Raw genomic sequence first — 14547 nt, forward strand, 5'->3', positions numbered from 1 at the left:
CAACCGCGGGGCAATGGACCAACTCTTCGGCTAGTGCTCGTCGTGCCGCTCAGCGCGACGGAGCAATTTCAGCGCGGCAACAAACAGTACTGCGCCGCCGATGAGCGCCATGATGCCAACACCAATCGCGAGGCCAGCCCAGAAGCCGCCGGCCGTCGCGGAGTTGCTCGTGCCTTCGACGGGCTGCGCGGCATGAATCCCGCTGCCCGAAGCATCGGACGCAGACTCAGGTGAGGGCTCCGGCGAAGGGGCGGAGGTTGTGGCGGGGGCGCTAGTGCTCGTCGATAGTTGCGATGACGCTGCACGGCTTGCCTGCGCACGCCTCGTCGGAGACTGCTTCGCCGTGGATTGAGCCGCCGCCTGACTGCGAGGTGCAGCCTGTGCAGCACGCGCAGTACTCACCGATCGAGCCGACTGGGCCGACTGGGCCGACTGGGCAGTGGTTGCCGGGGCCGCAGGTGCAGCGGTGCGCGAGGGGCGCGAAGTTGCCTGGTTGCTCGGCCGTGTCGTCGGCCGTGTCGCCCGCTGTGTGGTTGCCTGCGCAGACGGCTTCGTGGACGGTTTTGCGGCTGGCGCGATGGCGTCGCCAAACTTCTTGATCTCCTTCTCCACCTGCCGCAGACCCGCCGCCAACGCCTGCGGGACGTTCAGGCTTTTGCCCGCGTTGCCCGTGCTGCCTGCGTTATCGGTGTCGTCGGGATTGGTTGGGGCGTTGGTGATGGCGTCGTCGCCAACTGCAAACGTTGCGACGAGTTCCTTTTCAAACGCCTCACCGTCACGCGTGGTGCCGGAATACACGAACGTCGCCGTGTAGATGCCCGGCTCGGTGAACCCAAAGCCCTGGTGGTCGTGGGCGTTAACCGGGTATTGGAGCGTTTTGGAAGGGTCGCCCGAGTCTAGTTCGATGCGCAGGCCTCGCAGATCCTCGTGCCATGTCATCAGGCGGCCCGGGCCGGTGACGTCGCGCATGCTTACCGTGATCCGGCTGCCTTCCTCAATCGCGCTCGCGGACACTCCGGTGGTGGAAAAGCCCAGCCATGGCAGGTTCTTGTCCTGTGCTTGCGGCAGGATCCACATTTGCGACGGACTTCCGGGGAAGCTGTCGCGCACGCTATCGGGCAGGTCGGTGCGCGCACTGTCGGGCACGGCGAAGATGAAGCTGCCGGAGGGTCGGTGCGCCGGGTGGAGGGGGTCGGAATCATCGATGAGCACTGTGCTTAACGACGACCCCTCCCTCACCAAGGCCATATCCATATGACCCGCCTTGATCAGCGCGCGCTCCTTCGCTGCGGCGTTGGGTGTGGAGGTACCTGGTGCCGGCTTGGGCTGCGTGCTGGTTGGCTGCGCCGACGTGCTAGACGACGTGGAGGCCTTTGGCGAGGTCGGTGTCGGCGCAAGAGTTGGCGCGGTGGTTGGCTGCGCCGACGTGGAGGCCTTTGGTGAGGTCGGTGCCGTGGTGGTCGCCGTGGTGGTCGCCGACGTGGTCGGTTGCGCGTCAGTGGGTGTGGATGCCGACTTTGGGGTGCGCAGCCCCGTGGTGGTGCCTTCGGGCAGGCCGACGGTGGCGTCGTCGCCGACAAGCCAGTATTGGGTGATGGGTTCGGAGCGTTCGGTGGTGCCGTCGGTACGCTCGGCTCGGCCTTGCCACGTCAGCGCGTAGATGCCTGGTTTGGAAAACGTCCAGGTGAAGTGGCCGTGGCCGCCGACTTCGTAGGTGATGGTGCGCATGTCTGGGTTGGAGGAGTCGAACAGTCGCTCCGGTTCGTAGACGCGGCTGGTGAACATGACGTTGATGTCGCCGGGCGCATCCATGTCGACGAGGTCGAAGTGCATGACGTCGTCTTTGAAGTTGGTGGGGATCGACGTGGGGTCGAGTTCGTGGGCGGGGTCGAATGCGCCGAGGCCCGACCAGATGGGGCGCCAGTTGTCGGTCCAGTCCACGCTTTGCGGCGCTGCCCAGACTTCGCTGCCGCGGGGGCCGAGGAAGTCGAGGGTGCCGTCGTCGGGGATGGTGAGTTTGGACAGGTCGTTGCCGTCGGCGTCCGCGTCTGGGGCGAGGCGGAAGCACACGGAGTCCTGGGAGGTGACCTGTTGGCCGTCGACCGCCATCACCGCTAGCTTGCCGCCGGAGCGCGTGCCGTAGAGGGCGTCGTTGTGGGAGTGGTAGAGCAGTTTGCGGCCGGCGCACGGGTGGTCGACGTCCGCGTCGAGGGTCACGCTGTGGCCGGGGTCGCCGGGTTTGTGCTCGCTGCTCGCCTGCGCCAGTGGTGCCACAGCAAACGCAAGCGTAGCGACGACCAGCGTCACAAGTCGGTTCAACTTCATGCCCGCACCACCTTCGCGAACACTCCGCGACGCGGCGCGAACAGCCAGCTCAGTGCGAACAGGGCGGTGACGGAAAGGACGATCGTCGCCCCGGTTGGGGAATCGTAGGCCCACGCCAGCCACACGCCCAGGACGCTGCCAACCACGCCGAATGCGGCGGCGATGAGCATCATCGTGTCGAGCCGGTCGGTGAACAGGCGCGCGGCGGCAGCCGGGGTGATCAGCAGTGCGACGACCAGGATGTTGCCCACGGTCTGTACGGCGAGCACAACGGCGAACGTCACGCTGAGATACAGCGCGAGGTCCAACGCGGCGACGGGCAGGTTCATGGCGCGGGCGGTTTCGCGGTCCAAAGCGACGGCGGTCAGCCACGGGCGCAGGACGACCACAATGGCGACGATGATGGCGCCAGCGACCGCGTTGACCACCAGTTCGCGCACGCCAACGCCGGTGAGCGAGCCGAACAGGAACGAGCTCACGGAGGCGGTGTAGCCCTCGACCCGCGAGATGATCACCAGGCCGATGGCAAACGCGGCGGTAAACACGATGCCGATCACGGAGTCTTCTTTAATGGTGCGGCGTTGCGACATCACCGCGATCAGCACCGCCACCAACGCACCCGCCACCGCGCCGCCGAGCAGCACCGAGGTCTGCAAGGCGAAGGCGACGGCGATGCCGGGAAACACCGCGTGCGCAACGGCGTCGCCGATGAACGCCATGCCGCGCAGCACCACGAAGCACCCGACCACCGCGCAGAGCACCGCGGCGATCACGGCGGCGCCCAGCGCACGTGGCAGAAAGGCCAGTTGTGGGTTCGCCATGTCGGCGAGGAATTGCAGGAAGGAAATCTCAGGCATGGGCGGCCTCCAGGTGTGCGCGCACGCCTCGTAGCCACGGTGAGTCGGGGCCGACGGAGAAGGTGTGCATCCAGGGGGTGTCGTCGTTAAGCAGGCGCGTCGGGCTATCCGCCACGATGCCGCCTTTGAACAGGATGAGACGGTCGCAGGATTCGACGGCCTCGACGATGTTGTGGGTGGACATCACAACGCCCAGGCCCTTATCGACGAGCTCTCGAAACAGCCCGAGCAAATGTTCCGTGGTGGGGATGTCGAGGCCGGTGAAGGGTTCGTCGAGAAGCAGCATGCGCGGACGGCGCACCAAAGCACGCGCGATGAGCACGCGTTGGCGCTGGCCGCCGGACAGGTCGCTGATGGGGCGGTCGGCGAGGTCTGCAAGGTTCACCATCTCAAGCGCACGCTGCGCCCACATGCGGTCGCGTTCGCCAGCGCGGCGGTACCAGGGGCGCTTCCCAAGCGTGGCGTTGAGGGTGGCGGTGTAGACGTCGATTGGGAAATCCCACGCGACGTTGTGGCGTTGAGGCACGTAGCCGACGACGTCGCGGATCGGACGCGAGTCGGTCGTCTCGACGGTGCCTGCGTCGGCGGGTACGAGCCCGAGCATCGCACGCATCAGCGTCGTTTTGCCTGCGCCGTTCGGCCCGAGCAGGCCGGTGAATTCGCCGCCGTTGAGCGTGACGTCCACGCCCTGAAACACTTCACGTCCCGGGTAGGACACGGCAAGGTCGCGGATTGTGATCACTTACGACGCCCCCACACCACCGCGAACGCCACCAACGCCAGGACGAGCACACCCAAGCCTGCGAACAGGAGCACATTGCTTGACGACGACGCCCCCTCCCCGGCGCCCGCAAACTCCGCGTCGAACGCCTCCTGCGGGTCAACGCCGACCGCAAGGCGCAGCACCTGCTCGTCGGTGTGCACCTGGCCGTCAGTGTCCTCCACCTTCGCGCGCACCTTGATCAGGTGCACGCCCGGCTCGGTGAACACCCAGTTGGCGTGGGTGTGGGTGTTGGGTTCGACCCACATGGACTGGTCGCCTTCGGTGCGGGAGTTCCACAGTTGCTGCGGTTCGTGGAAGCCGCCGGGTTGGACGAAGAGGGAGAAGTCGCCAGGGCCGTCGTGGCCGGCGAATTCGAGGCTCATGCCGGACGTGGAGCGCTCGAGCAGCGAGGGGGCTTGGGAGTTCCAGCCCAGCCATGGCACGCCTGCGACTTCGGTTTGGGGCACGACCCATACGTCGGAGCCTGGTTTGGCGCCGGTGAAGTCGAAGTCGTTGGTGTCGGGCAGGGTTTGCTTGGCGGCGTCGCCGACGGCGAAGACGACGTCGTTGAGGTGGCGCCACATGGCGGGTTCGTGGGTGTCGTCGCGGGCGAGGAACTGCAGGTTGCCGTCCACGAACATGGGGCCGAGGTCAACGTGGCCTGCGTCGATGACGGTGCGTTCGCCTTCCGGCGCGATCGTTTCGTTGGCATCAACGACTTGTTGCAGGGCGGGGTTGTTGTCCTGTACCTGGGCGGTTGCTGCGGGTGCGGCCGCGATCATGGCGGCGGTGATGAGGGCTGGAATCTTTTTCATTGTTGTCCTTTCAAGCAGTTACTAATCGACGACCCATTGGCCAGCACAAAGTCCACATACGTTTGCGCCGGCCCCTGACCGGGCGGGTCGAGAGAGTCGCCCCAGATCGGGCACACGTTCACCCCGTGCTGGGCGGCCGTTTGGGTGAGCACAGGCGTTTCTTGTTCGCTGCCGTACTCGACGAACACGGCCGGCACGTCGAGGTTGTCCAAGGTGCGCGAGAGTGCCAGCAGGTCGCGGGGGCTCGGCTCCACGCTCGGGTTCGGGGTGACAAAGCCTGCGATGCGCAGCCCGTAGGCGCGGCCGAGGTAGGCGTAGCCGTGGTGGGTGGTGACCAGGTTGCGGTTGGTTTCGGGGATGGAGTCGTACATGGCGCGGACGGTGCGGTCGGTGTCGTCGAGAAGCGACTGGTATCGCTTGGCGTTGTCCGCGAACTGGCTGGCGCGTGACGGGTCGATGGCGGACAGTTCGTCGCGCACCACGTCAACCACCGCTTTCATCGCGGCCGGGTCGTGCCAGATGTGCGGGTCTAGCTCGCCGTGCACGTGGCGGCCGAGTACCGCCTGCGGCAGCAGGTAGGTCTCGTCGTCCGGGTTGCCGAGGAAGCGGAACTCGCGCTGTGGCGGGATCGGCTGCAGGGTGGTTGTGGGTACGACAACGACGGCGTCGGCGGGGTTGATGTCGGTGTGGCCGGGGTGGCTGTGGTCGTCGGTGCGAAGGGTCAGGTGGGTGGTGGTGTCGTCGACAAGCGTGGCGATGTCCACGTGACCATGCTCGATCGCCACCTTCCCAGGCGCGACCTGTGCCGGGTCCTGGCCGACAACCACCGTCACGGTTTGCTCGGCGGAGCTGCGCTCCGGCGCATCGACCGCGTCGCGCACCGACGCGCGCAGCCGCAACTCGTACACACCCGGCGCTGAAAAGGCCCAACTCACGTGCGTGTGCGCACCCGCCGGCAGCATGGTCGAGCCGCCGTCGGAGTCGAAGAGCAACTCAGGTGTGCCAAACGTGCCGAGGATGAAGGCGAAAGCTTTGCCGGGGCCGGTGGCGTCGACAAGCGAAAGCTCGGTGACCGCGGTGGCGGGCAGGTCACCCTCGAAGCGCAGGCCCAACCACACGGTGTCCAAGCTCGCGTCCTCGACCAACGGGATCGGGGCGTAGCCGTAGCGCTGCGTCTGCTCGGCGAGCGCCACCACACGCGCGTCGGGTCGCGCCGTCGACTCGATCGTGCGGCTCAATGCTTGCGGCTCCAGCAACAGCCCGTTGGTGAACACGGCGTCCGCATAGGCAATGTCGCGCGTGGCGTGCAGGGTCGGCTCATACGAGTGCGGGTCGGCGCCGCGACGCATCAACGGGGTGACGTCAGCGGCATCGCCGGCGACATTCTGCACGACATCCGCGAGAATGCTTGTCGACGCCACCACACGCAACCGGCCATCATCCACCGCACCGTCCGCCTGCGCGCAGCCCACCAGACCCGCAACCAACCCGAGGGCCGCTATAGCTTTGGCGCGCTTCACTTCGAGGCTCCTGCGAGGGCAATCAGGCGGCGTCGCAAGGCAGTGTCCAGCGTGCACATCGCCGCGCCGAACACCGCGACGCCGAGGCCCAGGATGGCGAACGGCACGGTCATCACTGTGGTGCCGGTCTCTGCGAGGTCACCTGAGCGTGCGGCGTCGCTGCCTTGTGCCGTTGCAGCTCCGGCGCTGCAGCTGCCTTCTGGGTCAAACATGGAGCCGAAATCGAAGTGGCCGCTATCGGCGTTGCCGGCTTCTCCAACGTTGAACGTCAGCGTGGCCTCGCCGGAGACCTTCTCCCCGCCTTTTGTGGTGGCGGTCTGACGGATGGTCACCTTGTACGTGCCGGGTGCACCGAACACCCAATTGGGGTGCACGTGCGAGTTCGCCGGGATCGTGTGGCTGCCGGAGCCGCGACCATTCTCTGCGGTGAACCACTCCTCGCCCACCACTTGCCCCAGGCCGCCCTGGGTGAACACGGTCATTGGGCCGGGGCCGTTGAAGTTTGTTACTTCCCAGGTGACCTCGCCGGTGGTGTGTTCAATGAGCGACTCGTGCTGCGTGTTCGCACCCAGCCACGGCACGTTGTCCTGCTGTGTCGCACCAATCATCCACGCTTTGCCGGCAGGCACTGGGCCGACCGCCTGGGGTAGGTCCGCCTCCGCCGCGTTGCCAAGCCCGAACACAAGGTCTTCCGGACGCTTCCAGGTGGCGGGCACGTTGCGGTCGTCCTTGATCATCGGGCGCAACGCGGGTGTGCATTTCTTCGCCGCTGCTGAGGTGGTGGCGGGCGCCGGCTTGGCCGCAGGTGCTGCTGGGGCTGCGGGCGCAGATTTCTGGGCTGCCGGCTTGGAAGCAACAGACTTCGAAACCGAGTCTGCGCTGTTGGTTGCGTCGTTGTGGGTCGTGTCGTTGTTCGACGTGTCGGCCTTGGTTTCGGCGCTGGCGCGGTCTGTACCGGTCTCGGCGCTGGCGTCGCCGACGTGCCACGTGTACACCGCCTCGTTGGACTCTGCGCCGTCCGCGGTTGCCACAACCTTCATGGTGTACACCCCCGGCTGGGTGAACAGCCAGTTCGCGTGGACGTGGGACGGGTCGTCCTGAACAATGCGGGATCCTGAGGAGAGCTGCGGCTGGTCGCTATCAAGCACGGGTTGGAAGGAGCCGAAGCTTCCCGTCTGGAACAGGTAGACGGATCCTGGCCCGGAGACCTCGCGGAACTCGATGTCGACGCGACCGAAGCCACCTTCGCGCACGCCCTGGGTGTCCCACCCGGGCCACAGCAGGTCGGCACGTTGGGTCTGTGGCAGCAGGTAGCCGGGCTCGCCGATCTCTGGGACGTTGGCGGTTTCGTCGGTGTAGGCCGCCTCGCCGACAACCAAATCGACATCCTCGGGTGCGCGGCGCACGTGGGAGCCGGTGACGTCCTCCTGCAGGTCCAAAGTCAGGCTGCCACCGTCGGCGGTGACGTTGAAGACATCGATGTGGCCCCGATCAAAACGGGCGGGATCCGCCAGTGCCACGCCACACGTCAACAGGGTGAGCAAGGCGGCGAGGCAGACAACCACAAGACTATTGGTAACCGTTTTCAACACTTAACGAATACTACTTCCATTAAGCGTTGCGACAAAGCACTACCCCCAGACACGAAAAAGCGCCCCGGTGAACCACCGAGGCGCGAAATCGTTGCGGGAAGACTATGCCTTCTTGGCGTAGTCCTTCTCCACAGAGGTATCAACCGGAACGCCCGGGCCCTGGGTTGCGGACACGGTGATCTTCTTCAGGTAGACACCCTTGGCGGAAGACGGCTTGAGGCGAACGACCTCGTCGAGAAGTGCGCCGTAGTTCTCAGCGAGCTGCTCCGGGGTGAAGGAAGCCTTACCGATGATTGCGTGCAGGTTCGATGCCTTGTCCACGCGGAAGGCAATCTTGCCGCCCTTGGAGTCCTGGATCGCCTTAGCGACGTCCGGGGTGACCGTGCCGGTCTTCGGGTTCGGCATCAGACCACGCGGGCCGAGCACGCGGGCGACGCGGCCGACCTTAGCCATCTGGTCCGGCGTCGCAATCGCGACGTCGAAGTCGAGCTGGCCAGCGTTGATCTGCTCGATGAGCTCGTCAGTGCCGACGATGTCAGCGCCTGCTTCCTTCGCCTTGGTGGCGTTCTCGCCCTCAGCGAAGACTGCGACGCGGACGGTCTTACCGGTGCCGTGCGGCAGGTTGACGGTGCCGCGGACCAGCTGGTCGGCCTTGCGCGGGTCGACGGACAGACGCATCGCAACGTCGATGGTTGCGTCGTACTTGTCGGAAGCGGTCTCCTTTGCCAGGGTCACCGCATCCAGCGGGTGGTAGAACGCGTCGCGGTCCACCTTGGCGAGCTGCTCAATGTAACGCTTGGACTTCTTAGCCATGTTTGATTCCTTTCAGGAGTTGTGGTTGGCGGGCCTGGCTGAAGGCCCTTCCACGTAAAGCGACGAGGTGCGCTTTACTTCTCGACGTCAATACCCATCGAACGTGCGGTACCAGCGATGATCGCGGCGCCAGCCTCGATGTCGCGGGCGTTGAGGTCGTTCTTCTTGGTCTCGGCGATTTCCTTGCACTGCTCCCAGGTGACCTTGCCAACCTTGTCAGTGTGCGGAACGCCGGAGCCCTTCTGCAGGCCTGCAGCCTTCAGCAGCAGGGATGCAGCCGGCGGGGACTTCAGGATGAAGTCGAAGGAGCGGTCTTCGTAGACCGTGATCTCCACCGGGACAATGTTGCCGCGCATGGATTCGGTCGCAGCGTTGTATGCCTTGGTGAACTCAACGATGTTGACACCGTGTGCACCAAGTGCCGGACCGACCGGCGGGGCCGGGTTTGCCATACCAGCTTCGATCTGAAGCTTGATCAGGCCAGTGACCTTCTTCTTAGCCATCGCAATTACCTCCTAGTTACAGCCTCGCCACCGCGATGAACAGCGGTAAGGCTTCCGGATGCCGGGTTTTTCCCAGCCACCGGGGATGAGAAAACGAAAACGTCGCGTGTGCGCAAAACACACGCGACGAGATAGGTTACGCCAGAGCGTCGTCGATAAGCAAAATGCGCTTACATGATGCGCTCGATCTGATCGGCGGTCAGCTCGACTGGGGTCTCGCGGCCGAAGATGGACACGAGCGCCTCGATCTTGCCGGTCTCCGGGTCGATGGCGTTGATGGTAGCGGACACGGACGCCAGTGCACCGGAGAGGATGGTGACGGCCTCGCCGACCTTGTAGTCGTGGGTGACCTTGTTCGGCGCCTCCTCCGCCGACGGCACAACGGTGTCGCCCTCGGCGTCGACCTGCGGCTTCGCGCCGGCCGCGGCGGACTTCGGCAGCAGGAACTTGGCGACGTCGCGGTGCTTCACCGGGGTGGCGTTGCCCTCATTACCGACAAACGAGGTCACGCCCGGGGTTTCACGCACCACGGACCATGCGGCATCGTTCATGTCCATGCGCACGAGGACGTAGCCCGGCAGCAGCTTGCGCTTGACCAGCTTGTTCTTGCCGTCCTTGTTCTTCTCCAGCGCCTGCTCGACAGGCACGACGACCTCGTAGATGGAGTCTTCGACCTCGAGGGTCTGGCTACGCATCTCCAGGTTGGTCTTCACCTTGTTTTCGTAGCCGGAGTAGGACTGGATGATGTACCACTCGCCCGGCTGCTTCTTCAGTTCGCGGGTGTACTCGCGCAGGCGCTTGCGGTATTCAGCGTCGAAGTCGGACGTAGCCTCCACGTCCGGGGCCTCAGTGTCCTCCGCGGCCTCAACGCCCTCTGCCTCCGGCGCTTCCGCGCCCTCGGTCGCCTCGGCGTTGTCATCCTGCTCGTTGGTGCCGGCCGGGTCGGAGTCGCCGTGGATGACCGGGTCGGTGGAGGGGTCGACGGGCGCGCCTTCGTCGATCATTTCCTGCTCGTTGTTTTCGATCGCGCCGTTGACGTCCTCGTTTACCTCAGTCATGGTTGTTCTCCTCGTATGTTCGCGGGTGTGCCCCAAGGTTACCGGGGCAAAAAGTATCCCGCCTTCCCTCGGTGTTCGAGGAGGCGGGAAACGTTACGCGTGAAATTGTACTTATCGGATGAGAATCCAACGAATCCCCATGGAAGCCAGGGTGTCGGTACCCCAGACAAGGATGGTGAGCACAATGAGGAACGCGAATGTGATCAGCGTGTAGTTCAGCATCTGCTTGCCGGTCGGCCAGATGACTTTGCTCATCTCGGAGACGACTTCGCCCGGGAAGGTTGCGATGCTGGTGGTCTTTTCCTCGGCCTCGTCGGCATTGACGGGGGTGCGCTTTGCTTCGTACCCGTCGGAGGACACGGGCGAGACCCCTCGCAGTTGGCGCTTGCCGGTTGGCTGTGCGGCATTCTGACCGTTGGGGTTAGTCACGAAAACTCCTCCAGGTTGTTTTGGCAGGGGCGACAGGACTCGAACCTGCAACCTACGGTTTTGGAGACCGTTGCGCTACCAATTGCGCCACGCCCCTAGGGCACCTTATTCGGTGCGCCTAACCCTACCACGGGCGCTTGTGACGTCCGTTTGAGGTGAGTAGCGATGGAGAGAATTGAACTCTCGACACAGCGATTATGAGTCGCTTGCTCTACCACTGAGCTACACCGCCATGTGTTCACTGACGCTCGCACGAAGTGCAAGGACCCCAGCAAACAACAGAGCCCCCTGACAGAATCGAACTGTCGACCTTTTCCTTACCATGGAAACGCTCTGCCGACTGAGCTAAGGGGGCACAGCCTCTTTGTTGTGGATCTTGCGACCCGCTCCGTTGAAGCCTTGAGAAGATTAACCCGATATCGTTTATAAACACAAATCGCCAGTACATCCCATGTTTTTGCACATGCTTATCGACGACATAAACCGCTCCATAACCTACGCCATAGGCCATCACTCCCTACCGCCCTGCAGCCGCAGAACCACAGCACCGCACAACGAAAAACCCCGCCGATCCGTGATGGGGATCGGCGGGGTGTGCCTGTGCCAGGTAGAAGATTCGAACTTCTGAAGGCGAATGCCGGCGGATTTACAGTCCGCTCCCTTTGGCCGCTCGGGCAACCTGGCGTGCACGTTTGAAGTGCGGGGATTACCTTACATCACGCCACCGTAATGTAGGCAAATCGCCTGGTTATCCGACACGTTCGACGGTAAGTCGGGTCATGGTGCGCAGCGCTTCGCGGGCTGGAATGTCGGGCAGCGCGTCGAGTTCGCGTTCGACGATGTCCAGGTATCCGCGGGCGGTTTCCAAGGCGCGTTCACGGCCGCGTGTCTGGCCCAGGAGGTCGAGGGCGCGGGTGACGTCGGCGTCGTCGGTAAGCGGGCCCGTGAGGAGCCCTCGAAGGGCTTCGCCGGCCTCGGAGTCCTCTTCGAGCGCGTAGAGCACCGGCAGAGTGAACACGCCTTCGCGCAGGTCGGTACCTGGGGTCTTTCCGGACTGTTCGGGGGCGGAGAAGATGTCGATGATGTCGTCGACGATTTGGAACACCATGCCCACGGCGTCGCCGATGCGCGCGCAACGCTGGACCACCTCGTCGGACGCGCCGGAGTGCCGCGCGCCCAGGTAGGCGGCGGACGCGATGAGCACGCCGGTTTTCTCGTCGATGACCTTCAGGTAGTGCTCAACCGGGTTGGTGCCTTGTGCGCCGACGGTTTCGCGCATCTGGCCGGTGACCAGTTCCTCGAAGGTGTCGGCGAAGTGCTCGACGGTGGCCAGGTCCATTCGGCTCATCAGGCGTGAGGCGTGGGCAAACAGGATGTCGCCTGCAAGGATGGCGACGGTGTTGCTCCAGCGCGCGTTGGCGGACTCAACGCCGCGGCGGCGTTCAGCTTCGTCCATGACGTCGTCGTGATACAGCGTGGCCAGGTGCACCATTTCGGTGACGGTGGCGCCGTTGATTACGTTTTGGGCGCGCGGGTTGGGGCCAAACTCGGCGCACAGCAGCGCCATCATGGGGCGGAAGCGTTTGCCGCCGGCTGCGGCGAGGTGGGTGACTTTGTCGGTGAGGAACTTTTCGCCGCGTGAAAGTTCGGCCATGAGGAGGTCCTCCACCGCTTCTAGCCCGGTGTTGAGCCGGGTGTTGAGTGCGTCGTCGCCAAGGTCAATCTTGAATCCGTGGCGGGGTGACGGGGTGGTGCCGTACGTCATCGATAACGTCCTTGCAGGTTGGAGGGGCACATGGATAACGCACCTACCGTAGCCCACTTGCCCTTGGTTCTGTAGCAGTGGGTGGCGCTGGCACAATCAGTTGCGTGACTAAGTATTTCGACCTTGTGGTTGTGGGTGCTGGACCGGCTGGTTCGGCGGCGGCGATTGCGGCGCAGCGTGCGGGTTTGCAGACTTTGCTTCTCGACGCCCAGGGTCCCGGCCGCGACAAAACTTGCGGCGATGGGTTGACCCCGCGTGCGGTGGAGACGCTCGAGGCACTCAATCTGGAGGTACCCGCGTATCGCAACAAGGGGTTGAAGTTGCACGGCTACGGCGGCGACGTCGAGGCGCCTTGGCCGCGCGGTGAAGGCTCTGCGGCTCCTCGGACGGTGTTTGACGCAATGCTTGTCGACGAAGCCCGCACCGCCGGCGCCACCATCCGCCAGAACTTCGCCGCGACGGGTGTGGAGTTTTCCGGCGGCGCGATCAGTGCTGTGAAGACGGATCAGGGCTCGGTACGCGCGAAGTGGGTCGTGGTTGCCGACGGCGTGCGCTCCCCCTTTGGCAAGAAACTGGGACGCGAGTGGCACAAAGGGGAGGTATTCGGGATTGCGGCACGCTCGTATTGCGATTCGCCGTTTTCGGACGAGCCGTGGATGCATTCGCACGTGGAGCTGCGCGACGCGGATGGCGTGATTCAGCCTGGTTACGGCTGGATCTTCCCGCTTGGCAACGGCACCGTGAACCTCGGCTGCGGAGCCTTATCCACCGATGCGCGCCCGGCGAAGGTGAACACGAAGAAGTTGCTCGCCGACTATGCCGCACAGCAGCGCGAGGCGTGGAGCCTCGGCCCGGAGCAGGCCGTTACCTCTGCGCTGCTGCCGATGGGCGGGGCGGTGTCCAACGTGGCCGGCCCGAACTGGGTGCTTATCGGCGACGCGGCAGCGTGCGTGAACCCACTCAACGGCGAGGGCATCGATTACGGGTTGGAAACCGCTGTGCTCGCCGTGGAGTTGATCAACGCAGGCGGCGACCTCACGCTTGCGTGGCCAGCGCTGCTGCGCAGCCACTACGGTGACGCGTTTACGCTGGCTCGCACCCTCGCCCGTCTCCTGACCTACCCGCAGTTCCTACCGCTGGCTGGCCCGGTGGCGCTGCGCGGTCTGGGCGGCCGCTACCTCATGCCTGCAGCGGCGCGCCTGATGGGCAACCTGGTGCAGGAAGACGACCGCGACCTGGTCGCACGCGTGTGGCGCGCGGCAGGTCGCGTGGTGCCGAAGAACGCCCCGCTCTGGGACGTCGCTTAGCGCGGCTTAGTCGAGCGGCTTCACGGCGCTGTGGAGCGCCACAATACCGGCGGTGAGATCTTGCCAGCCGGCGTCTTCCCAACCGTTGGCGTTGATCGCCGCGGCAAGCTCCTCCTGGTTGGGCCATGCGCGGATGGATTCCGCAAGGTACTCGTAGGCCTCCGCGTTGGAGGAAAATACCTTGGCCAGCGCCGGCACAGCACGTGGCAGGTATTCCTTGTACACGGTGCGGAATCCTGGGATGACGGGGGTGGAGAACTCGTTGACCACAAGGCGCCCGCCGGGCTTGGTCACACGCGCCATTTCGCGCAAGCCGGCCTCGAAATCATGGACGTTGCGCAGCCCGTAGGAGATGGTCACCGCGTCGAAGGTGTTGTCGGCAAACGGAAGGTACATCGCGTCGCCGACCACCTTGGGCACCTTACGGTCCTTGCCGGCGGCCAGCATGCCCTGGGAGAAGTCGCACGCCACGACCCACGCGCCGGATTTACCGAGCTCGACGGTGGACACGGCGGTGCCTGCGGCGAGGTCGAGCACCTTCTCCCCTGGTTTGAGTTCGAGGCGTTCGCGGGTGCGTCGTCGCCAGTATTTGTCCAGCCCGAACGACAACACGGTGTTCGTCTTGTCGTAGTTCTTGCCCACGTCGTCGAACATTCCGGCAACGTCGAAGGGCTTTTTCTCCAGATCCGCCTTGGCCATGGTTGGTCAGTCTACTTCGGTCTACTTCGCCACCCACAAAAGTAGGCTGTACGCCCTTACGCCACTTGCCAGTTCGGCATACCGAACTTTATTATTCGCCA

At 64.5% G+C, this 14547-nt stretch carries 13 protein-coding genes and 4 tRNA genes; 1 reads left to right on the forward strand and 16 read right to left on the reverse strand.

The genetic code is table 11. The features are described 5' to 3' along the window. Positions 1-30: 30 nt before the first annotated feature. From HMPREF2734_RS05130 to HMPREF2734_RS05200, 15 genes are all read right to left on the reverse strand, one after another. Entirely contained in the window at positions 31-2325 is a 2295-nt protein-coding gene (locus HMPREF2734_RS05130; protein WP_070569755.1) for a choice-of-anchor M domain-containing protein, read from the reverse strand. Beyond that, positions 2322-3182: an anchored repeat-type ABC transporter permease subunit gene (locus HMPREF2734_RS05135; RefSeq protein WP_070452416.1), complete on the reverse strand. Its 861-nt coding sequence runs from the start codon at positions 3180-3182 to the stop codon at positions 2322-2324. The genes HMPREF2734_RS05130 and HMPREF2734_RS05135 overlap by 4 nt, the downstream gene beginning before the upstream one ends. Beyond that, a complete protein-coding gene (locus HMPREF2734_RS05140) occupies positions 3175-3924 on the reverse strand; it encodes an anchored repeat-type ABC transporter ATP-binding subunit (protein ID WP_070482140.1) in 750 nt (249 codons plus the stop codon). Before HMPREF2734_RS05140 ends, HMPREF2734_RS05135 begins: the two co-directional genes overlap by 8 nt. Continuing rightward, a complete protein-coding gene (locus HMPREF2734_RS05145) occupies positions 3921-4760 on the reverse strand; it encodes a choice-of-anchor M domain-containing protein (protein ID WP_070421769.1) in 840 nt (279 codons plus the stop codon). The genes HMPREF2734_RS05140 and HMPREF2734_RS05145 overlap by 4 nt, the downstream gene beginning before the upstream one ends. Beyond that, positions 4757-6280 carry an anchored repeat ABC transporter, substrate-binding protein gene (locus HMPREF2734_RS05150; RefSeq protein ID WP_070452422.1) on the reverse strand — a complete coding sequence of 508 codons (1524 nt, stop codon included), beginning with the start codon at positions 6278-6280 and terminating at the stop codon, positions 4757-4759. The genes HMPREF2734_RS05145 and HMPREF2734_RS05150 overlap by 4 nt, the downstream gene beginning before the upstream one ends. Continuing rightward, positions 6277-7872: a TIGR03773 family transporter-associated surface protein gene (locus HMPREF2734_RS05155; protein WP_070569757.1), complete on the reverse strand. Its 1596-nt coding sequence runs from the start codon at positions 7870-7872 to the stop codon at positions 6277-6279. The genes HMPREF2734_RS05150 and HMPREF2734_RS05155 overlap by 4 nt, the downstream gene beginning before the upstream one ends. Before the next feature lie 102 nt (positions 7873-7974). After that, on the reverse strand, positions 7975-8685 hold the full coding sequence (rplA, locus tag HMPREF2734_RS05160; RefSeq protein WP_070452428.1) for a 50S ribosomal protein L1: 711 nt from the start codon (positions 8683-8685) through the stop codon (positions 7975-7977). Positions 8686-8759: 74 nt separating this feature from the next. Then, positions 8760-9188 (reverse strand): 50S ribosomal protein L11, encoded by a 429-nt coding sequence (rplK, locus tag HMPREF2734_RS05165; protein WP_070421765.1) that lies wholly within the window; start codon positions 9186-9188, stop codon positions 8760-8762. Positions 9189-9358: 170 nt separating this feature from the next. Further along, positions 9359-10246, reverse strand: coding sequence for a transcription termination/antitermination protein NusG (gene nusG, locus HMPREF2734_RS05170; protein WP_070569759.1), 888 nt, complete (start codon positions 10244-10246; stop codon positions 9359-9361). A gap of 111 nt (positions 10247-10357) precedes the next feature. Continuing rightward, complete coding sequence (secE, locus tag HMPREF2734_RS05175; protein ID WP_070421763.1) at positions 10358-10675, reverse strand: preprotein translocase subunit SecE; 318 nt, start codon at positions 10673-10675, stop codon at positions 10358-10360. A 21-nt stretch (positions 10676-10696) separates the two neighbouring features. Then, a tRNA-Trp gene (locus HMPREF2734_RS05180) sits at positions 10697-10772 on the reverse strand. Positions 10773-10835: 63 nt separating this feature from the next. Then, positions 10836-10907, reverse strand: a tRNA-Met gene (locus HMPREF2734_RS05185). 50 nt (positions 10908-10957) lie between these two features. After that, positions 10958-11030 (reverse strand) — tRNA-Thr (locus HMPREF2734_RS05190). Between the two features lie 246 nt (positions 11031-11276). Next, positions 11277-11359 (reverse strand) — tRNA-Tyr (locus tag HMPREF2734_RS05195). A gap of 64 nt (positions 11360-11423) precedes the next feature. After that, positions 11424-12440 carry a polyprenyl synthetase family protein gene (locus HMPREF2734_RS05200; protein WP_070569760.1) on the reverse strand — a complete coding sequence of 339 codons (1017 nt, stop codon included), beginning with the start codon at positions 12438-12440 and terminating at the stop codon, positions 11424-11426. Positions 12441-12535: 95 nt separating this feature from the next. Between HMPREF2734_RS05200 and HMPREF2734_RS05205 the strand changes: the two genes are divergently transcribed. Continuing rightward, positions 12536-13747, forward strand: a complete 1212-nt coding sequence (locus HMPREF2734_RS05205) for a geranylgeranyl reductase family protein (RefSeq protein WP_210384736.1) — start codon at positions 12536-12538, stop codon at positions 13745-13747. A gap of 6 nt (positions 13748-13753) precedes the next feature. Here the strand turns inward: HMPREF2734_RS05205 and HMPREF2734_RS05210 are convergent, their stop codons facing one another. Further along, positions 13754-14446: a demethylmenaquinone methyltransferase gene (locus tag HMPREF2734_RS05210; protein ID WP_070452438.1), complete on the reverse strand. Its 693-nt coding sequence runs from the start codon at positions 14444-14446 to the stop codon at positions 13754-13756. Positions 14447-14547 lie beyond the last annotated feature (101 nt).

The sequence above is a fragment of the Corynebacterium sp. HMSC055D05 genome, from assembly GCF_001810365.1.
In the GTDB taxonomy this organism is placed as follows: Bacteria; Actinomycetota; Actinomycetes; order Mycobacteriales; family Mycobacteriaceae; genus Corynebacterium; species Corynebacterium coyleae.